Genomic DNA, 20,840 nt, shown 5'->3' on the forward strand with positions numbered 1-20,840 from the left:
CGCAGGGCATTGGCGGAGACAGAATGGAGGAAGCAGCTTGAAAAAACTGGACTATATCGACGGACTGAAAGGAATCGGCGCGCTGATGGTATTTTTCTGCCATTTTGTCTTTGCCTTTTATTACGCGGCCTACAGCCTGACCGGAGATGCAGTGAACACCAATTCCGGCATCGAGATTACTATCGGCAAAACGCCTCTGAATCTGCTCTACAGCGGGAATTCGGCGGTCTGCTTATTTCTGGTGTTCAGCGGCTTCGTGCTCTGCCTGTCCTATTTTCACACAAGGGATAAAGGACGGCTGAAGTCCGCGGCCTGGAAGCGTTATTTCCGGCTGATGCCGATGATTTTGATGATCAATACCGTGATCTTTGTCCTGATGAGCCTGGGATGCTATCGCAACGACGAGGCGGCCATCTTGACCAAATCGACGGTGTGGTTCGCGGGCTTTAATCAGTTTCAGCCGAACTTCCTGCAGATGCTGGGCGAGAGCCTGGCCGGCTGCTTTCTGTTCGGCACCAACAATTATAACGGCGTCCTCTGGACCATCCCTTACCTGTTCTCCGGCGCGCTGGTGGTCTATCTGGCGGCTTATCTGGTGGGGGAGAATCCGTTTCGGTATGTGGTTTATCTGGTGATGCTGCTGGCAGCGGTGAAGACCGACATTTACTTTGCGGGTATCTTCCTAGGCTTCGCGGCGTCAGACTTTTTCTGCACCCGGCAGAAGGGCATGGAGCTGTGGCGGCGGTTCTGGCTTCTGCCGCTTGGCAGCTTTGTACTGGGCGTGTACCTGCTGTCCTATCCGTCCATCGGTTCGGACATGAGCGGCACGATTTACGGCATATTGCCATCGGCCTATACAACCCTTTATCACCTGGCGGGCGCTGCGCTGTTGCTGGCAGGCGTACTGGGACTGCCGGGACTGCAGAGGTTCTTCGGGGCAAAGCCCTTCCGGTTCTTAGGTAAGGTGTCATATTCCCTGTATCTGCTGCATTTCCCGGTGATTGCGACCTTTTCCTGCTGGCTGTTCTTAAGCCTTTACGGGAAAATGAGCTACGGGCTGCTGACAGCTTTCGATTTTGTCTGCACGCTGGCGCTGGTGCTGATACTCTCGGCGCTTAGCCGGAAGTATCTGGAGCCGGTGAGCGGGCGGCTGACCGCCGGAATTTCGAAGACATTTGCAGGCAGGAAGAAGGAGTGATGGAAATGGAGAAAAAACGAATCGCATGGCTGGATGCGGTCAAGGCCGTCGGCATCCTGGTGGTGCTTCTGGTACACACGGGGCGCTCTTTCGGGCCGGTAAGCTTCTACGGCGGCATGTTCTATATGCCCATCTTTTTCATCACGGCTGGCATGACCTTTTCCTATAAGCCGGAGGAGAGCTTTGGAGCTTTTGTAAAGAAAAAAGCGAAACGTCTGCTGCTTCCCTATTTCGGTTACAACCTGTTTCTGTTTGTGTTTTTCTTTTTGCGGGGAAATGCGGACGGGCAGACCCTGCTTGGCATCCTCTATTCCCGCAACTGTCTGATGCCCATGGATTCCGCCACAAATGTATATTTTATGCAGATTCTGAACGCGCCCACCTGGTTTCTGACCTGCATGTTTGTGAGCTATATCCTGTTCTGGATTCTGATGCGGGCAGCGAAGGGTGATTCCCGAAAGGCCTTTGTGGGAAACGGAATTTATCTGCTGATAGCCATTGGCCTTCATTACGCGTGTCCTGTACTGCTGCCCTGGAGCATCGACTGTGCCTTTTATGCTGTGACTTTCCTGATCATCGGCAAGCTGGCGGCGGTGCAGGACTGGGTCGGAAAGCTTTTGAAAAAGCCGTTTTATCTGTTCCTGGTGGCCGCAGCCTTTGTGCTTGCAGCCCGCTGGAATGGAAGCGTCAATATGTCCGTGGGGGATTATGGACGGAGCATGGCCCTGTATCTCTTCGTGGGAACGGCTGGCTCGCTGATTGTGATGTCTCTGTGCAGCGCCCTGTATGAGACGAAGCATACGAAGTGGCTGCAGAGACCGCTGGAATGCATCGGACGGCATACACTGCCAATTTTGTGTCTGCACCTGTTTGTGTATTCCGTCATTGGAATGGTGTTTGGTATGCTTGGCATCACGATGTAAATGAATGGATTTCCGGAACTCAGATTGAGAATTATAACTAAGAATTTCGGCAGAATCCTGACTTGTGTATTTAGTCCATATGCAGTAAGATGAAGATATAGAAATGAAAAAAGGAAAATATTTACAATACATTTTTGCTAAGCTCTGCTTACCAACCACAGCAGCAGAGAGACAGGAGGTATCTTATGAACTACCACGTAAATGAATATATAAAAAACACCGTCCGGGTCTTCCCCATGCAGAACCGCTACGGCATGCACCGCTATGATATGAATGAGAACCCGGAAGGACTGCCGAAGGAATTTGTGGATTCCGTGCTGAAGGAGATTACGCCGGAATTCCTTGCGATTTATCCGGAGCCGGACCGGTTCCTGCATAAATACGCGAAATTCATCGGCGCGGAGTATGAAAATGTCCTGACCACCAACGGCTCCGATATGGCCATCCGCTATCTTTTGGAGACCTTCGGCGAGGTGGGCAAGGAGGTCGTGACCGTGGCTCCGTCCTTCGAGATGTATTGGGTCAACTGCTGTATCCTGGGCTATAAGCATGTGCCGGTGGCCTACGAGCCGGATCTGACCATCAAAATTGAAAACATTCTGAATGCGATCCATGACAATACCCGCATCGTGGTGCTGCTGAATCCCAACAACCCGGTGGGAAATGTGTATACCGAGGAAGAGCTTCAGCAGGTTATCGCGCGGGCGAAAGAGGTGGGCGCTATCGTTATTATCGACGAGGCGTATCATTATTTTTATCCGAACACCTTCATCGAACATGCCCTGAAGGATGAAAATGTGGTGGTGCTGCGTACCTTCTCCAAGCTGTTCTCCATCGCGGCCTGCCGTCTGGGCGTCATCATCAGCAATCCGGAGATCATTCATTACGTAAAGAATGCCCGACTGACCTTTGACGCCAATTCCATTGCCCTGCTGTTCGCAGAGCGGATTCTCGATCACCCGGAGATGGTGGATGAGCTGATTCGCATCGAGAGGGAGGGCAAGGCCTATACGCTGGAGGAACTTCAGAAGAAGGGCTACGAGTGCCGCGACTGTCGCGGAAACTTCATTTTCGTAAAGCCTCATCATAACGCGAAGGAGATAGCGAAGCGGCTGGAAGAGGAGAAGCAGGTGCTGGTTCACCCCTATGGAAATGAGCTTCTGAAGGATTATCTGCGCGTGTCGGTGGGCTCAAAAAAAGCCATGCAGATATTCCTGGACGCGTTTTTCCAGGTGGATGCGGACTAACAGCGCAGGGGGATTTTTATGACGAAAGTAATCACATACGGAACCTATGATTTGCTGCATTACGGCCATATCCGCCTGCTTGAGCGGGCCAAGGCGCTGGGCGATTACCTGATCGTGGGCGTGACCGCCGAGGATTTCGACAAGACCCGGGGCAAGATCAATGTGCAGCAGTCCCTGATGGAGCGCATCGAGGGCGTGCGGGCCACCGGCCTGGCGGACGAAATTATCATCGAGGAGTACGAGGGTCAGAAAATTGACGATATTCGCCGCTATCATGTGGATATCTTTGCCATCGGTTCCGATTGGCGTGGAAAATTTGATTATCTGAATGAATATTGTAAAGTGGTTTACCTTGACAGAACGGAAGGCGTGTCCAGTACGCAGCTTCGGTCGGAGAAGCACGCCATCCGTCTGGGACTGGTGGGGGATGCTTCGGACCTTCAGAAGTTCCGGAAGGAGAGCGGCTATGTAAACGGCGCAGTAATTTCCGGCGTCTGCGGGGATGACCGGAATGAATTTCGGAAGCTTCTGGAGAAGTCGGACGCCATGTATATCCTGTCACACCCGGACGTGCATTATCAGCAGATCCGGGCGGTCCTGGAGGCCGGGAAGCATGTGCTCTGCGAGTCGCCCATCGCGCTTTCTGTGCAGGAGTGCGAGGAGCTGTTCGCCCTGGCGAAGGAGAAAAAGTGCGTGCTGATGGAGGCCATCAAGACCGCTTATTCGACCGCTTATTACCGGTTACTTTTGCTGGCTAAGAGTGGTCGTATCGGAAAGGTGGTTTCGGTGGACGCCGCCTGCACCCGCCTGGAGGACGAGGCGAACGTCTACCCGGGCCAGTTCAACCGCAGCTGGGGAAGTCTCTGCGACTGGGGACCCACGGCGCTGTTGCCGGTGTTCCAGCTTCTGGGCACCGACTATGCAGAGAAGCAGATCATCACCCACTATGCGGACGAGGCGAAGGCCTATGACGCATTTTCCAGAGTGAATTTCGTATACTCGGACGCCATGGCCTCCATCCAGGTAGGCAAGGGCATCAAGTCCGAGGGCGATCTGGTGGTTTCCGGCACGGAAGGATACATCTACGTCCCGGCTCCCTGGTGGAAGACCGACTACTTCGAGATTCGCTACGAAAATCCCGCCAACAACAAGCGCTACTTCTACCAGCTGGACGGCGAGGGCATCCGCTACGAGATCGTAGCCTTCCTGAAATCCATCGAGGATGGCCGGGATAATTCCTATGTAGACCGGGGTGTGTCGAAGGCGATAGCGGGGGTTATGGAAGATTTTTATCGGAAAAAAGATGTGAGAGAAATCTAAATAGAAAGACCGTTGTGTGGCAGAAATAAGTACTCTGTTACACAGCGGTTTTTGTCGAATATTGTTGAACGGAAAATCTTGTATTTCAGTATAAAACATGCTATTCTCACGGTATCGAATTTCTGTATTTCACAGGAGAAATCTCTCCGGAATTTCCGAAAAACGATGAAATAAAATTGTATATTACCAAAGATGCGGAAGCCTTTACTTCAACCTGAAAATCCATTATAATCAAGAAAGGAGAGACAAAGGAGGTATGGCGATGCCTTTGATGAAACAGGAAATTTATACGTTGGAGGATATTTTTACTCTGCCGGAGGGCGAGAGAGCGGAACTGTTAGAGGGAGAATTGTATATGATGGCGCCGCCGAGTACGGGGCATCAGAGACTGGTACATTTCTTTGACAAAAAGATAGGAAATTACATTGACGCACATCACGGAAAATGCGAGGTGTTCCCGGCACCTTTCGGGGTGTTTTTGAAGGATGACAAGGAAAATGACGCCTATGTGGAGCCGGATATCTCTGTAGTATGCGATCCGGATAAGCTGGATAATAAGGGCTGCCACGGAGCGCCGGACTGGGTGATTGAGATTGTGTCGCCGTCCAGTAAGCGGATGGATTATCTGAGAAAAATGAATCTGTATCTGATGGCGGGAGTCCGGGAGTACTGGATCGTGGATCCTATCCGGGAATCGGTTATCGTATACCGGCAGGACGATGATGGAGTGCCGGTACTGCATAAATTCGGAGAAAAGATACAGGTCGGAATTTATGAGGAGCTGGATATCGTGGTAGAATAAGAAAAAAGAAACGGGAAGGCCACAACAAGCAGTGTGGTGAAAACCCGTTTCTGATTTTTTAATTATACGATAAGCACAAAGAAATATCAATAGAAAATAGGAAGGCGGCTGCGTTTGATATGGCGTAGCCGCTTTCCGGCATAAATATAATGAGTGCAAGTGAGTCAACATATTTGTATGATTGACAGACAGCGAATGTTGACATGAATTTATGATTTCATCTTCTCAAGAATCAGATCCACCACCGCTTTCGACGCATGTCCGTCATCATAAAATCCCAGCATATCGCAGAATTCCTTACACCTCTTCTGATAATCCTTCTCATCAAAATGCTCGATCTGCTCCATGAGCTGTTCATTTGTGAGCGCCAGTGTAAAGGGCAGCTCCTCCAGCTGGAAATAATAGTCCTTGATGCGCTTCATTTCCTCGTAATCCTCGGCGTAGAGGAAGCCGGGCTTGCCGATCATGGGGAAGTCGAAGGCGCAGCCGGAGTAGTCGCTGATGATGATATCGGAGGCCACCAAGAGCTCCTGCATATTCTCGTAGGGGCTGGCGTTCAGAATGCGGTCTGTATAGGTCAGCGGGTAGTCTTTATAGCTGACATTGGGATGCATCCGTACCAGAACGGCCCAGCTGCCGCCAAAGCGTTTCTCAAGCGTGGACAGGAGCTGGCTGTAGTCCAGGTTGTACATATCGGTCTTGCGGCTGTCCCGGTAGGTGGGGGCGTAGAGGGCGAGCTTTGTGCCTTCAGGCAGGCCGAAATGCTGATGGACCTTTCGGATATAGGGCGCGGGATCTTCAAAATAAATGTCATTTTTCGGGATGCCCTTTTCCAGAATCGGACCATCATACCAGAAGGCTTCCCGGTAGGATTCGCTCTCCCAGCGGCAGCAGGCCAGCAGAAGATCCATGTTTTTCGAATCTATTTTCGCGTAGGCTACATACTCCTTGGAGAGGGCTTCTTCACAGTCCTTTTCCACTTTTTTAAGGCCCAATCCTCCGTGCCAGGTCTGGATATAGAACTGGCCGGGCCGCTTTTTGAAATAATAGAGCTTTCTCGTATCATCGATCCAGGTGCCCGCTGTGGCCATATGTCGGGCAAAAGCGATTGTATTGGGCCGAACAGGTGTAAGGCCTTGGGGCAGATCGTAGTTCGAGGCAGATACCCAGTAAAGCTTCCAGCCAAGGTTTCGTTTTAAGAATTCCTGGGCGATAAACTTGGGGTTATCGCCGTAGCCGCCGCCGTTGAAATTGCTGAAGACCACCTTTTTACGATCCAGGGGAAAATGTATGAAAATATTCCAGCAGATTTTCATCATCAGCCGGTGTGCCCACAGATAAACGGGCAAAATCAGTTTTTTTATCACAATAGACACCATCCTGTTTTAATTTCTCTTATTTTATCATTAGTTTGGCGGATTGTGAAGTAAAAATAGAATTGCAAACAGGAAGAAAATAGGATATAATAAATTCAAAATTTCGATCCGTCCTGTATCCGGGCGGGATTCCCAATGAGAAAGAATGCAGAAGTTTGCGTATTTTAAATTACAGAGTTGACAGGCGTAGAATGAGGAGGACAGGGAATGACCAGAGAACAGTATGAATCATTGCCGCTGGCTGAGCTGAAGGGTATTGCGAAAACCAGAGGAATGAAAGGAACGTCCACATTGAAAAAAAGCGATCTGATTACGCGGATGCTGGAGAAGGACGAGGAAGTGAGCCGGCAGGAGCAGATTGCCCAGACGGAGAAGTTCCAGAAAGAACGGCAGGAGCGCTATGAGCAGCGTCAGGAGCAGAGAGAGCAACGGGAACGTGCGGAGAGAACGGAACGCACAGAACGGCCCACACGATATGAGCGCACAGAGCGGTCGGATCGCTACGACCGCAATGAACGATATGAGAGAACGGAGCGCACTTATGACCGTCCGGATCGGAACGAACGCTACGAACAGCGCCCCTACGAGCGCCCCTCCTATGACCGCAGCGCAGCGCCACAGACCCAGACCACGGTTCAGCCCCAGCAGGAGCAGTCCACCAATCTGGATAGCGGCCAGGTAGCCAACGGTATTCTGGAGGTGCTGGCAGACGGCTACGGCTTTATCCGAAGCGACAACTATCTGCCGGGTGAAAACGACATTTACATCAATCCGGCCCTGATCCGCAGATATAACCTGAAGACAGGCGATATCCTCTGCGGGAACATAAAAGTCCGCGCCCAGACCGAGAAGTTCGCGGCGCTTCTGTACTTAAAGACTGTCAACGGACTGCGCCCTGAGGAGGCGGCCAGAAGACGGAATTTCGAGGATCTGACTCCGATTTTCCCGAACCAGCGGATCCATCTGGAGCGCCCGGGCGGAAGCACCGCCATGCGGATCGTCGATCTGATTTCCCCCATCGGAAAGGGACAGAGAGGCATGATCGTGTCCCCGCCCAAGGCTGGTAAAACCACTCTTCTGAAGGATGTGGCCAAGTCCGTGACCCGGAACCATCCGGACATGCAGCTGTTGATTTTGCTGATTGACGAGCGCCCTGAGGAGGTTACGGATATCAAAGAAGCTATCGAGGGGCCGAATGTGGAGGTGATTCATTCCACCTTCGACGAGCTGCCGGAGCACCATAAGAGAGTAGCGGAGATGGTCATCGAGCGCGCGAAGCGTCTGGTGGAGAGCGGCAAGGACGTGGTTATCCTGCTGGACAGCATCACCCGTCTTGCCCGGGCCTACAATCTGACGGTTCCGCCCAGTGGCCGTACCCTGTCCGGCGGTCTCGATCCGGCGGCTCTGCATATGCCCAAGCGCTTTTTCGGCGCTGCCCGCAATATGCGCGAGGGCGGCAGCCTGACGATTCTGGCCACAGCACTGGTAGAAACCGGAAGCAAGATGGATGACGTCATTTATGAGGAATTCAAGGGAACCGGTAACATGGAGCTGGTGCTGAACCGGAAGCTGCAGGAGAAGCGCGTATTCCCGGCCATCGATATTCCAAAGTCCGGCACCCGTCGGGAGGATCTGCTTCTGACAGCTGAGGAGCTGGAGGCCATGGATATTATCCGTAAGGGGCTCAACGGACTGAAGCCGGAGGAGGCTGTGGAGAATATCCTGAACATGTTTGCCCGTACCAAGAACAACGCGGAATTTGTGCAGACTGTGAAAAAGAACAAGTTTATTTAAAAGTGTGTATCGGAAAAAGTACAACTTTTTTTCAAATTCCCCTCTTGACTTTTGAAAAAAGAGGATTATAATGCAAACATACTGTTTCATAAGTCAAATGCAATGAACAGGACAAGGATTTTTTTCAGAATGCTTTTCAGAGAGTTCCCGGTCGGTGTGAGGGAACAGGCAGGAAAAAGATTCATCCCCTGCAAGCAGTTCAGATGAAAATATCACAAGAAGTAGTCGGAACCGGAAGCCCGCCGTTATCGGGGCACATGTTCAATCGGGAAGCAGCCGGGATACAAAAAAGACCGGACGAGCTCGAGGACGTGACTGAGAGGCTGACAGCGATCGAGTCAGCAAGAGAAGTGGTAACGCGGAGGATTTGAAGGCCTTCGTCTTCTTCAGAGTAATCTGAGAAGGCGGAGGCTTTTTTGATTCATGGAAAAGAATTTGATAATGAGACAGGCGAAACCAAAGACGTAAACATAAAAGACATCGAGGAGGAGTAACATTATGAACACGCTTGTTATCGTAGTAATCGCAGCAGTATGCCTGCTGGCCGGCTACACCTTATATGGCCGCTGGCTGGCGAAAAAATGGGGCATCGATCCGAAGGCCAAGACCCCGGCAGTGACCAAAGAGGATGGTCAGGATTATGTGCCTACCAACGGCTGGGTCGTATTTGCCCATCAGTTTTCATCCATCGCGGGCGCAGGCCCTGTGACCGGAGCTATTCAGGCAGCGGCCTTTGGCTGGCTTCCGGTATTGCTCTGGATTCTCATCGGCGGCATTTTCTTCGGAGCCGTCACAGACTTCGGAGCCCTGTATGCCAGTGTCAAGAACGAAGGAAAATCCATGGGACTGCTGATTGAAAAATATATCGGCAAGACCGGACGGAAGCTGTTCCTGCTGTTCTGCTGGCTGTTTACCCTGATTGTCATCGCAGCCTTCGCCGACATGGTAGCCGGAACCTTCAATGCCTACACGGTTACCGAAGAGGGCACAACGGTTCTTGCAGAGCTTGCAAATGTAAATGGCGCAGCCGGAAGCATTTCCCTGTTCTTCATGGGCTTTGCGGTAGTATTCGGACTGCTTCAGAAGAAGTTTAACTTGGACGGCTGGAAAGAGGTTGTTTTAGGACTGCTGTTCACCTTTGCTTCCCTGGCTCTCGGCATGAATATGCCGCTGATAGCAGGTAAGAGCACCTGGCTGTATGTGACCTTTGCTTACATTTTCCTGGCATCTGTATTACCTATGTGGCTGATGAAGCAGCCCCGTGATTATATGACCACCTTCATGTTCGTGGGCATGATTCTCGGCGCGGTAGCAGGACTTCTGGTGGCTCATCCGAATATGAACCTGCCGGTCTACACCGGTTTCCAGAATGAGAAGCTTGGTAACCTGTTCCCGATCCTGTTCGTTACCGTAGCCTGCGGCGCGGTATCCGGTTTCCACAGCCTGGTATCCTCCGGAACTTCATCCAAGACCATTGAAAATGAGAAGGATATGGTAAAGGTTGGTTACGGCGCCATGGTTCTGGAAAGCCTTCTGGCTGTTCTGGCCCTCTGTGTGGCAGGCGCTGCAGCATCCGCAGACGGAACCGCGGCAGTGGGAACTCCGTTCCAGATTTTTTCCAACGGCGTAGCCGGATTCCTGGAGATGTTCGGTCTGCCGGTTTATATCGCCCAGTGCTTTATGACCATGTGCGTATCCGCCCTGGCGCTCACCAGTCTGGACGCTGTAGCCCGTATTGGACGTATGTCCTTCCAGGAGCTGTTCAGCGTAGACGATATGGAGCATGCGGAAGGCTGGAGAAAGCTGCTCTGCAATAAGTACTTCTCCACCGTAGTTACCCTGCTGATTGGTTACATCCTGACTCAGATCGGCTATGCGAATATCTGGCCGCTGTTCGGAAGCGCAAATCAGCTCTTAAGTGCACTGGTACTGATTACCCTCTGCGTATTCCTGAAGGTGACAGGACGTGAGAATCGGACCCTGTTCCCGCCCCTTATCGTGATGCTTTGTGTAACATTTACGGCACTGGTACAGAGAGCTATCGCCATGGTAAAGGCATTTTCAGCAGGAACCGGCGTATTCATGGTAGAGGGACTGCAGCTTGTGCTGGCAATTCTGCTGATGCTGTTGGGTGTGATTATTGTATACACTTCGGGCAAGGAGCTTTTTAATAAGAAGAAAGGCACCGAGGCAGCTTAAAAACTAGAGAATCTTCTATATAGAAGGAACAGACAGAATCCTGCGGACGGACAGAGAATAAGTGTCAGTCCGCAGGATTTTCCTGTTACAAAGTATTTATTTTCAAAAATATAATTTTCCGGCTTGTAATCCGCCCGAGCCTGTGCTATAATCTAAAAGCTGTTGTATGTGCAAAGACGTGTGCGTTCAGCTCAACTGCAGGGACTTGCAGGGATAGCCCGGGGTAGCTTGCTGCGGAAACATCGGAACAGCATTGGCCGGGAAACAGCAACCAGAAGTTCACAAAATAAATTTGAAGAGGTGAAAATCATGAAGGAAGGAATCCATCCGGAGTATTATCAGGCAACCGTAACCTGCAACTGCGGCAACACATTCGTAACAGGTTCTACAAAGAAGGACATCCACGTAGAAATCTGCTCCAAGTGCCACTCATTCTACACAGGTCAGCAGAAGGCTGCTGCAGCTCGTGGACGTATTGATAAATTCAATCGTAAGTACGGTATTACAAAATAATATTAAGAAGTGTGAGCACGGGGTGAGGTTGGAAGATCTCATCCCGTTTTGCATACAATAGGAAATGCCTATATATGGAGGAAAAAGTACACATGAGTACGACAAGATATTCAGGAATCGGCGGACAGGCGGTTCTGGAAGGCATTATGATGAAAAATCAGGATGTCTATTCCGTGGGTGTGCGAAAGCCGGACGGAGAGATCGAGGTGCATTTGAGTACCTATGAGGGCATCGGTAATAAAAGGCTGAAGCGGCTTCCCATCGTGCGGGGCGTTATCAGCTTCGTGGATTCCCTGGTGCTGGGCATGAAATGCCTGACCTTTTCTGCCAGCTTTTACGACGAGGAAGAGACCCAGCCGTCCAAAGCGGATCAGTTGATAGATAAGCTGTTTGGCGAAAAAGCTGAGAAGGTAGTCATGGATCTGACTGTGGCATTTTCCATTGTCATGGCTGTAGCGATCTTCATGGTTCTGCCTTATTTCGCAGCGGCGCTGCTTCGCAAGGTCATCGTATCCGATACCCTGCTCGCGCTGATCGAGGGAGGCATTCGTCTGTTGCTTTTTATCGGTTATATTCTGCTAATCTCCCGGATGAAGGATATTCAGCGGGTGTTCCAGTATCACGGCGCGGAGCACAAATGCATCAACTGCGTGGAACACGGACTGGAGCTCAATGTGGAAAATGTGCGCGGCAGCTCCAAGGAGCATAAGCGCTGTGGAACCAGTTTTATGCTGATTGTTATGATTGTCAGCATCATTTTCTTCATCTTTATCCGTGTGGAATCCCCAATTCTCCGCGTGGTATTCCGTATCGCGCTGGTGCCGGTGATCGCGGGCGTGTCCTATGAATTCATCCGTTTGGCCGGAAGAAGCGAGAATAAGCTGGTACTGGCGTTAAGCCGTCCCGGTATGTGGATGCAGGGACTGACCACCAGAGAGCCGGACGACGATATGATCGAGGTGGCTATCGCCGCTGTGGAGGCGGTCTTTGACTGGAGAACCTGGCAGGGCAGAGAGCCGCTGGAGAAAGAAGCTGAGACAGTAGACGAGGCGGAAGAAGCACAGCTTCAGGCCGGTGACCTGGAAGAGATCCTGGAAGAGGATGAGGAAGCATCCGCAGAGACCTTTGACGGGGAGCCGAAAGAAGTGGAAGAGGTTCTGGAGGAAAAGGCATGACGCTCCGGGAGGCCTGGAACCTTGGTAAGAAAAGACTAACCGCAGCAGAGGTACCGGATGCGGATCTCGATGCCTGGTATCTGCTGGAATGGTGTACGGGCGTGAGCCGCAGTCATTATCTGGCGTATCCGGACGAAATCATTTCCCATGATCAGGAGGAGCAGTACCGGGCGTCGCTTGTAAAGCGGGAACGGCGGATTCCCCTGCAGCAGATTACTGGCGAGCAGGAATTTATGGGGCTTTCCTTCTATGTAAATGAGCATGTGCTGATTCCCAGACAGGACACGGAGATTCTGGTGGAGGAGACAGCGAAGTTTCTGAGGGACGGGATGCAGTTTCTGGATTTGTGTACCGGATCCGGCTGTATTCTCCTGAGTCTGCTGCATCTAAAACCCGGCGTGGAAGGTACAGGCGTGGATTTATCGCCGGAAGCCCTGAAGGTGGCTGAGAAAAACCGGGAGCGGCTGGGAGCGAAAGCAGCGCTTATTCAAAGCGATTTATTTGATAAGATAGAGAGCGCCTTTGATGTAATCGTGTCCAATCCCCCTTATATAAAAAGGGCGGAGATCGAAACCCTGATGGATGAGGTGCGGCTCCACGAGCCCTATATGGCGCTGGATGGACATGAGGACGGACTGTATTTTTACCGGAAAATAGCCGAAGAAGCGCCGAAGTACTTACGGGCGGACGGCGGTCTTTTCCTGGAAATCGGCTGCGATCAGGGAGCGTGTGTGGCAGAGCTTCTGCGTCATCAGGGCTTCGCAGATGTAAAGGTAGTAAAGGACCTGGCCGGACTTGACCGGGTCGTGGAAGGTTTTAATAGATAAGATTTTAATGGAGGAACAAGCATGTTTGACAAGTTGGATGACCTGCTTCTGCGTTACGAGGATATCATGAACGAGCTGAATGAGCCGAATGTGGTCAGTGATCAGGAGCGTTTCCGGAAGCTGATGAAGGAGCAGAGTGATCTGCAGCCTATCGTCGATGCTTATAAGGAATACAAAAAGTGTAAAGAGACTGTGGAAGAGAGTCTTATGATGCTGGAAGAAGAGAACGATGAGGAAATGCGCGAGATGCTCAAAGAGGAGCTGAACGAAGCGAAGGCCCGCATCGAGGAGCTGGAGCACACCCTGAAGATTCTGCTTCTGCCGAAAGACCCCAACGATGACAAGAACGTTATTGTGGAGATCCGCGCGGGCGCAGGCGGAGACGAGGCTGCCCTGTTCGCGGCTGAGATTTACCGTATGTATGTGCATTACGCAGAGAGCCGCCGCTGGAAGGTAGAGCTGATGGAAGCCGACGAGATCGGCATCGGCGGTATGAAGAGCGTGACCTTCATGATCAACGGTCAGGGCGCGTACTCTGTGATGAAATACGAGTCTGGCGTACACCGGGTACAGCGTGTACCGGAGACCGAGTCCGGCGGAAGAATTCACACGTCCACCATTACCGTGGCCGTGATGCCGGAGGCCGAGGAAGTGGATGTGCAGATCGACGAGAAGGATATCCGTATTGACGTCATGCGTGCGTCCGGTAACGGCGGACAGTGTGTCAACACCACTGACTCCGCGGTACGTCTTACCCATTACCCCACAGGAATCGTGGTATACAGCCAGACCGAGAAGTCTCAGCTGCAGAATAAGGCGAAGGCGTTCGCTTTGCTTCGCGCCAAGCTGTACGATATCGAGTGCCAGAAGGCCCACGACGCGGAGGCAGAGGCCAGAAGAAGCCAGATCGGTACCGGAGATCGTTCTGAGAAGATTCGTACCTATAACTTCCCCCAGGGCCGCGTGACCGATCATCGGATCGGACTGACCCTGTACAAGCTGGATAAGATCATGAACGGAGATATCCAGGAGATTATCGACGCCTGCATCGCAGCCGACCAGGCAGCAAAGCTGGCGAAGATGAATGAGGAATCGTAATTATTTATGAATCAGAAATCCCGCAGTCTTACCATAGATGCCACCAAGGGCATGGCTATTCTGCTTGTGATGACGGGCCACGTCCTGGTGTGGAACCATATGGAGGACGGAATTATTTACGATGTAATAAAAGTCATTCAAATGCCGCTGTTCATTCTGGTCAGCGGCTATTTGTGCGGAATGGGACGGAAAATTTCCAGCCTTTCCGCGTATGGCGCGAAGCTGAAAAAACGGGCACTCAGCTATCTGACGCCCTTCTTTTTCTGGATCGTGCTGCAGCATCCTCTGCATCCGATGACGAATATTGTGGAGACTCTGTTCGGGCTGGATAAGGGGTTGTGGTTTCTGATGACGCTGTTTCTTCTGACGCTGATGGTCTATACGGCAGAGCTGGCGGGCGCAGTGGCAGAGCGGAGTTTTGGCGCTTTGGGCGGAAAAATTGTGTTTTGGGCAGTCTATCTGGGACTGGCGGCGGCGGTTCTGCTGGAGACACTGGTGGGCGTGGAGTTTTTAAGTCCGGGACTGACCCGGCTTTATCTGCCATTCTATCTGGCCGGTTATCTGGCCGGAGAGCAGAAGGAACGCCTGAAAGCCTTGCCGGAAATGGTGAAAAACGCAGGCGGCGCGCTGGCACTTGTGGGACTTCTGACCATGGCGGTACTGCTGGATCTTCAGGATGTGACCACGCTTCTTTTACTGGGGCGGCAGATCATTGCTTCCTTTCTGGGCTGTGCGGCGGTCTGCTGGCTTCTGTGGAAATGCGGTCCGAATCGGTTCAAAAAGTTTCTGGCCTGGCTGGGCGGCTATACCCTGGAGATTTATGTGGTGCATTTCCATTTCGCCACGGTGTTGAACCGGGGACAGGTGTATGCGCAGTATTCGGCGGGATGGTTCCTGTTCGTGCTGGCGTCCTTTATCGCCATGAGTGCCATCACGGCGGCGATTATCGCAGTTACGAAGCGGGTACGGCTGCTTGATTTTCTGCTTTATGGGAAATGGCCTGCAGAGGGCCGGTTTTTCGGAAAAGTGCAGGAATAAAGGGAGGAAAGTATGGGATTTACTTCGCTGGCCTTTCTGGTCTTTTTTCCAATCGTATGGCTTGTATATTTAATGCTGCCCGGACGGTTCCGGACAGTGTGGCTTCTTGCGGCCAGTTATGTTTTTTTAGGGACCTTTGGGACAAAGTATCTGGCGGTGCTGATCGGGTCCACACTGGTGACCTGGGTGGCCGGATTGGCACTGGGAAAATATGGAATTTCAAGCGGCGTAAAAAAAGCTGAGGCAGAATCAAAGGCAATGCCGGAAGCCGGAAAAAGTTCTGCTTCAGAGCAGAAAAAAAGCAGCCTGGCAACGGGCGTTTTTGTGGCAGTCGTGGGATTCCACGTGGCGGTCCTCTGCTTTTTCAAATACAACCGCAGCAATATCGCCCTGCCCATCGGTATTTCCTTCTATACCTTTCAGGCCATCGGCTATTTAACCGACGTTTACCGCGGAACCGTGCGGGCCGAGCGTAATCTCCTGAATTTCGCCCTGTTCCAGGCTTTTTTCCCAAAGCTGGTGCAGGGACCCATCGAGCGCAGCGGCAATCTGCTCCGACAGATTCAGAATATAGGTACGCTCCCGGTGCGGGATCCGGAGCGTATCCGGCGAAGCGCCCTGTTATTGCTCTGGGGTCTGTGCGAAAAGCTGTTGATTGCGGATCGCATTGCCATTCCGGTTAATGCGGTGTACAGTCAGTTTGGGGCCTTCGGCGGCGTGGAAATCATTCTGGCGACGGCGCTTTACGCTTTTCAGATTTACTGCGATTTCGCAGGCTATACGGATATGGGGAGAGGAATTGCCGGACTGTTGGGCTTTGATTTGCTGGTGAATTTCAAGCGGCCTTATCAGGCGGATTCCGTGCAGGATTTCTGGCGCAGGTGGCATCTTTCCTTAAGCAGCTTTCTTCGGGATTATGTGTATATTCCGCTGGGGGGCAGCCGCAGGGGGCGCTTTCGTAGAGCCGTCAATATCCTGATTACCTTCGGGGTCAGCGGTATCTGGCACGGAACCGGCTTTCATTTTCTGCTGTGGGGACTGCTGCATGGCATCGGACAGATTTTCGATATTAAGAATTGGAAAGTGCCGCGCGCAGTGAAACGTGTACTGATATTCCTGTTCGTTGACGCCACCTGGATGGTGTTTCGGGTGAATTCCCTGGGAGATTTAAAGGGAATGCTGAGGGTGATTCTCACGAATTTCCGTTTGCAGGATTTTGCGGGTATGCAGCTTGGCAGTTTCGAGTGGGTGCTGTTGGTGTTTGGTATTCTGGCTGTGATAGCGAAGGACGTGCTGAATGAAAAAGGCTTCGCGTTCCAAAGCTGGATTCTGGAGCGAAATGCAGTGCTGCGGTGCCTGATATATACGGCGCTGCTTGGGGCTGTACTCATCTTTGGCGTGTACGGCGCGGCTTATGATACCAGCGGATTCCTGTATACACAGTTTTAAGTAACAGTTCGGCCATGCTTCTGTGTGGCAGGATTTTATGCTTGCATAAGAATCCTGCTATACAGAAGCATGAGATGAGCGCCAGGTAATGAGCAAAAATGAGCTGCGAAGCAGCGGAGAGCTCCGTAGGAGCGGTTTTGCGAATTGGCGCGACCGAACGTCCGTATTTGAACAGTTCGGTTTTGCGAATTGGCGCGGCCGAACGTCCGGGAAAGGAGGCTTCAGTTTCCGTGAAAACAAAAAAACAAGCCCTGTGCGGATGGCTTTTGATGATAGTGGCAGTCATAGCCCTGCTCTGCGGTCTCATCAGACTCTGTAATTACCTCCTGATGGACGACAGTCAAAGTTACACAAGGCTAACTATGCATGAGCTCTATGAGCGCGCCGACGCAGGCGAGGAGATTGATACCCTGTTCCTGGGAAGCTCCCATTGCTACCGGGCCTACGACCCGGAACTCTACGAAGAACTGACCGGAAGGACAGCATACAATCTGGGTTCTTCTTCCCAGAATTACGATACATCCTACTACCTTCTGCGGGAGGCGGCCAGACTTTACGACCTGAAAACCGTCTATCTTGATATGTACTACAAGTTCCTGTTTATGGACAGCGAAGACCGTGACCTGGTGCAGGCCAATATCATTTCCGACTATATGCGGCCTTCTTTGAATAAGCTTTCTTTCCTGCTGACTACCACGGAGGCGAAGAATTACACGAACCGCTTCTTTCCCTTCCGGCGCAGCTGGCAGGAGCTTGGAGACTTCGCGTACGTACGGGAAAATCTGGCGAAGAAGCAGGCCGAAAGCTACCGGAAATACGAGCCGGTGACCGTGGAGGCAGACCAGTACGCAGGTCGGGGCTTCGTTTGGTCTGACGCGCGATTGGACGTGGACGCCATTACCTGGTGGGACAATTTCGGCAAAGTGGCCGATGACATGCAGCTGGATACGACGTATCCTGTTTCTTATATAGAAAAAATCGTAAGCTTTTGCCGGGAGCATGATATTCGTCTGGTATTTGTGACAGCGCCGAGCCTCAATCAGTATCTGGAAGCCATTGGTCCCTACGAGTCAGCCCATGCTTACGTGCAGAAGCTGGCGGAGCGTTTCGGCGTGGAGTATCTGGATTTCAATCTGGCGAAGACGGAGTACCTGGAGCTGACAGCTGACGATTATATCGACGTGGATCATCTGAATGGAACAGGCGCGGAGAAGCTGACCCTTCTGTTGACTGAAGCGGATGGAAAGCCGATTGACGAATATTTCAACGCGTGTTATGATGATAAATACGAGTAATGTATTTTATAAGGCATAGATCTGCCCATTTCCAGGAAAGAGAAAAGCAGGTCTGTCGCAAAGGATAGAAAGTGAGGCGGCTGTAAAATGAAAGTTATGGCAAACCGTATGGATAGAGGCTTCTTCCGGTATCAGGAGGAATTTGAGTCAAAGGCCCTTGAGGTGCTTCGCTCCGGCTGGTATGTGCTGGGCAATGAGGTAAAGAGCTTCGAGGAGGAATTTGCGGCTTATACAGGCGGCAATCATTGCGTGGGTCTGGCCAGCGGCCTGGATGCACTGTGGATCGCGTTTCGTCTGCTGGGTATCGGTAAGGGCGACGAGGTCATTGTCCAGGGCAATACCTACATTGCCAGCGTTATGGGTATCACCATGAACGGCGCGACCCCGATTTTCGTGGAGCCGAATCCGTATTACAATATCGATGTATCCAAGATCGAGGAGAAAATCACTGAGCGCACCAAGGCGATTCTGGTGGTACACCTCTATGGCCAGGCTTCCAACATGGCCGAAGTCAAGAAGCTGACAGAAAAATACAATCTGAAGCTGGTGGAGGACTGTGCCCAGTCCCATGGAGCCTGCTTTGATGGTCAGATGACCGGAACCTTCGGAGATGTGGGCTGCTTTTCCTTCTATCCTTCCAAGAACATCGGCGCTTTTGGTGACGGCGGCGGAGTGGTTGTGAAGGACGCGGGACTGGCTGAGGATTTCCGTGTGTATCGCAATTATGGAAGCGAGAAACGCTATTACAATAAGGTAGTCGGAGCTAACTCGCGTCTGGATGAATTACAGGCAGGACTTCTTCGCGTGCGTCTGCGCCATGTGGAGGAGTGCGAGGAGGAGCGCCGCCAGATTGCGGCCAGATATCTTGCGGAGATTCAGAACGACAAACTGATTCTTCCGGGAGTACAGGAGGGAGCCACCGCCGTATGGCATCAGTTTGTAGTCAGAAGCGAGCAGCGCGACGAGCTGAAAAAATATCTGGAGGAAAAGGAGATCGGAACGATTATTCACTATCCGATTCCGCCCCATCTGTCAGAGGCTTATCAGTATCTGGGTTATAAGAAGGGCGATTTCCCCATTACCGAGCAGTACGCGTCACAGGTACTTTCTCTGCCTATGTACAACGGCATGACAGAGGAAGAACAGTCTTACGTCATTGACGCAATCAATGCGTTTTAAGAATGACGCATTTTAATAAATCTGGGAGAGAAAATATGAGTATTAAAGATCAGTACAAGATTCTGGAATTCGGTGATCTGGGCGATGAGCGTGGAAAGCTGGTGGTTGTAGAGGGAGCGCAGGATATTCCTTTTGACATTCAGCGTGTTTTCTACATCTATGGTTCTGACAGTGAAGTAGTCCGGGGCCAGCACGCCAACCGCAATTCTGAATTCGTCCTTATCAACGTGAGCGGGTCCAGCAAGGTGCGCGTGGACAATGGCTTCGAGGAGGAGATCATCGAGCTGAACCGTCCCCGTATGGGACTCTATCTGCCCACCATGCTCTGGAAGGATATGTACGATTTCAGCGCGGATTCCGTATTGTTAGTATTGGCTAACACCCATTACGACGGTCACGAATACATCCGCGATTACGATGAATTTATCAAAGAAGTGGGAGGAACCCGCAGACGATGAGCAAGCTTTCAATTATCGTTCCGGTATACTGGAACTCCGATACCCTGATGCTCCTCTATGAGGACATGAAAGAGAAGATTCTGCATAAGCTGGAGGATTACGAGATTGTCTTCGTGGACGACGGATCCGGCGATAATTCCTGGGAAATCATGAATCAGATCCGCGATATGGATGACAAGGTCAGACTGGTGAAGCTTTCCAGAAACTTTGGCGAGCATTCCGCCATTCTGGCGGGTCTTTCTGTCTGCACCGGCGACTGTGCTGTGACCAAGCAGGCAGATCTGCAGGAGGATTCCGAGCTGATCCTGCAGCTTTACGAGAAATGGAAAGAGGGCAATAAGGTGGTTCTGGCGGTACGAGCCGACCGCGACGAGGGTGCCATTCAGAAGTTTTTCGCCAACCTCTACTACACCATTACCCGGAAGCTGATTATGAAAAATATGCCCAAAGGCGGCTTTGACTGTTATCTTCTGGATCGTCAGGTCATTGAGGTGCTGCTGATGCTGGATGAGAAGAATTCCGCATTAACTCTGCAGGTGCTTTGGGTAGGCTTCAAGACCGAGAAGGTTTATTTCCACCGGAAAGCCAGAGAGATCGGGGAGTCCCGGTGGACCCTGTCGAAGAAAATCAAGCTGGTTGTGGATTCCATGATGAGCTTCTCCTATTTCCCGGTGCGCTTTATGACCGGACTGGGTGGTGTATATGCGGCAGGAGCTGTTATCTGGGCGATTGTACTGATGGTACAGCGGCTGACCGGCGTGGAGGACGTACCGGGCTGGACGTCCATGATGGTATTGATGCTGTTTTCCTTTGGTGTGACCATGGTAATGCTGGGAATTCTGGGCGAGTATATCTGGAGAGCCTTCGACGCGGCGAGAAACCGTCCGCCCTTCCTGATTGACCAGATTCGCGGTTTTGACGACGAGGAGAAAGAAAAAGAAAAATAGCT

General features: G+C 51.6%; 18 protein-coding genes and 1 other annotated feature. Of the genes, 17 read left to right on the forward strand and 1 reads right to left on the reverse strand.

The window, feature by feature from the left end; translation table 11 throughout:
* Nucleotides 1-37: 37 nt before the first annotated feature.
* The 5 genes from ACESZP_RS02905 (at nt 38) to ACESZP_RS02925 (ending at nt 5,490) form a co-directional block, all read left to right on the forward strand.
* Complete coding sequence (locus ACESZP_RS02905; RefSeq protein WP_499707976.1) at nt 38-1,198, forward strand: acyltransferase family protein; 1,161 nt, start codon at nt 38-40, stop codon at nt 1,196-1,198.
* Between the two features lie 5 nt (nt 1,199-1,203).
* A complete protein-coding gene (locus ACESZP_RS02910; protein WP_178038770.1) occupies nt 1,204-2,121 on the forward strand; it encodes an acyltransferase family protein in 918 nt (305 codons plus the stop codon).
* 185 nt (nt 2,122-2,306) lie between these two features.
* Complete coding sequence (locus tag ACESZP_RS02915) at nt 2,307-3,368, forward strand: pyridoxal phosphate-dependent aminotransferase (RefSeq protein ID WP_440321062.1); 1,062 nt, start codon at nt 2,307-2,309, stop codon at nt 3,366-3,368.
* Nucleotides 3,369-3,386: 18 nt separating this feature from the next.
* Nucleotides 3,387-4,688, forward strand: a complete 1,302-nt coding sequence (locus tag ACESZP_RS02920) for a Gfo/Idh/MocA family oxidoreductase (protein ID WP_499707977.1) — start codon at nt 3,387-3,389, stop codon at nt 4,686-4,688.
* A gap of 262 nt (nt 4,689-4,950) precedes the next feature.
* Nucleotides 4,951-5,490, forward strand: a complete 540-nt coding sequence (locus ACESZP_RS02925) for a Uma2 family endonuclease (protein ID WP_499707978.1) — start codon at nt 4,951-4,953, stop codon at nt 5,488-5,490.
* 209 nt (nt 5,491-5,699) lie between these two features.
* Here the strand turns inward: ACESZP_RS02925 and ACESZP_RS02930 are convergent, their stop codons facing one another.
* Nucleotides 5,700-6,857: a CDP-glycerol glycerophosphotransferase family protein gene (locus ACESZP_RS02930; RefSeq protein WP_499707979.1), complete on the reverse strand. Its 1,158-nt coding sequence runs from the start codon at nt 6,855-6,857 to the stop codon at nt 5,700-5,702.
* A 216-nt stretch (nt 6,858-7,073) separates the two neighbouring features.
* Between ACESZP_RS02930 and rho the strand changes: the two genes are divergently transcribed.
* The 12 genes from rho to ACESZP_RS02990 all read left to right on the forward strand — a co-directional run bounded on the left by rho (nt 7,074) and on the right by ACESZP_RS02990 (nt 20,838).
* Nucleotides 7,074-8,660 (forward strand): transcription termination factor Rho, encoded by a 1,587-nt coding sequence (gene rho / locus ACESZP_RS02935; protein ID WP_499707980.1) that lies wholly within the window; start codon nt 7,074-7,076, stop codon nt 8,658-8,660.
* A 93-nt stretch (nt 8,661-8,753) separates the two neighbouring features.
* Nucleotides 8,754-9,048 (forward strand) — a binding site (T-box leader).
* Between the two features lie 110 nt (nt 9,049-9,158).
* The gene (locus ACESZP_RS02940) at nt 9,159-10,859 is read left to right on the forward strand and encodes a carbon starvation CstA family protein (protein ID WP_178038776.1); all 1,701 of its coding nucleotides are present in this window, start codon (nt 9,159-9,161) and stop codon (nt 10,857-10,859) included.
* Nucleotides 10,860-11,168: 309 nt separating this feature from the next.
* On the forward strand, nt 11,169-11,372 hold the full coding sequence (rpmE, locus tag ACESZP_RS02945) for a 50S ribosomal protein L31 (protein WP_178038777.1): 204 nt from the start codon (nt 11,169-11,171) through the stop codon (nt 11,370-11,372).
* A 92-nt stretch (nt 11,373-11,464) separates the two neighbouring features.
* A complete protein-coding gene (locus ACESZP_RS02950) occupies nt 11,465-12,547 on the forward strand; it encodes a DUF1385 domain-containing protein (RefSeq protein WP_499707981.1) in 1,083 nt (360 codons plus the stop codon).
* Nucleotides 12,544-13,374 carry a peptide chain release factor N(5)-glutamine methyltransferase gene (gene prmC / locus ACESZP_RS02955; RefSeq protein WP_499707982.1) on the forward strand — a complete coding sequence of 277 codons (831 nt, stop codon included), beginning with the start codon at nt 12,544-12,546 and terminating at the stop codon, nt 13,372-13,374. Before ACESZP_RS02950 ends, prmC begins: the two co-directional genes overlap by 4 nt.
* Nucleotides 13,375-13,395: 21 nt before the next feature.
* Nucleotides 13,396-14,472, forward strand: coding sequence for a peptide chain release factor 1 (prfA, locus tag ACESZP_RS02960; RefSeq protein WP_178038780.1), 1,077 nt, complete (start codon nt 13,396-13,398; stop codon nt 14,470-14,472).
* Between the two features lie 6 nt (nt 14,473-14,478).
* Nucleotides 14,479-15,510, forward strand: a complete 1,032-nt coding sequence (locus ACESZP_RS02965) for an acyltransferase family protein (RefSeq protein WP_499707983.1) — start codon at nt 14,479-14,481, stop codon at nt 15,508-15,510.
* Nucleotides 15,511-15,522: 12 nt separating this feature from the next.
* A complete protein-coding gene (locus ACESZP_RS02970) occupies nt 15,523-16,959 on the forward strand; it encodes an MBOAT family O-acyltransferase (protein ID WP_499707984.1) in 1,437 nt (478 codons plus the stop codon).
* Between the two features lie 230 nt (nt 16,960-17,189).
* The gene (locus ACESZP_RS02975; RefSeq protein ID WP_499707985.1) at nt 17,190-18,254 is read left to right on the forward strand and encodes an SGNH/GDSL hydrolase family protein; all 1,065 of its coding nucleotides are present in this window, start codon (nt 17,190-17,192) and stop codon (nt 18,252-18,254) included.
* Nucleotides 18,255-18,341: 87 nt separating this feature from the next.
* The gene (locus ACESZP_RS02980) at nt 18,342-19,433 is read left to right on the forward strand and encodes an aminotransferase class I/II-fold pyridoxal phosphate-dependent enzyme (RefSeq protein WP_178038784.1); all 1,092 of its coding nucleotides are present in this window, start codon (nt 18,342-18,344) and stop codon (nt 19,431-19,433) included.
* 35 nt (nt 19,434-19,468) lie between these two features.
* A complete protein-coding gene (locus ACESZP_RS02985; protein WP_499707986.1) occupies nt 19,469-19,891 on the forward strand; it encodes a sugar 3,4-ketoisomerase in 423 nt (140 codons plus the stop codon).
* Nucleotides 19,888-20,838, forward strand: a complete 951-nt coding sequence (locus ACESZP_RS02990) for a glycosyltransferase family 2 protein (protein WP_349163757.1) — start codon at nt 19,888-19,890, stop codon at nt 20,836-20,838. Before ACESZP_RS02985 ends, ACESZP_RS02990 begins: the two co-directional genes overlap by 4 nt.
* Nucleotides 20,839-20,840: the final 2 nt, after the last annotated feature.

Origin of the sequence: Candidatus Dorea massiliensis AP6, assembly GCF_964245105.1 — a bacterium.
Classification (GTDB): domain Bacteria; phylum Bacillota; class Clostridia; order Lachnospirales; family Lachnospiraceae; genus Laedolimicola; species Laedolimicola intestinihominis.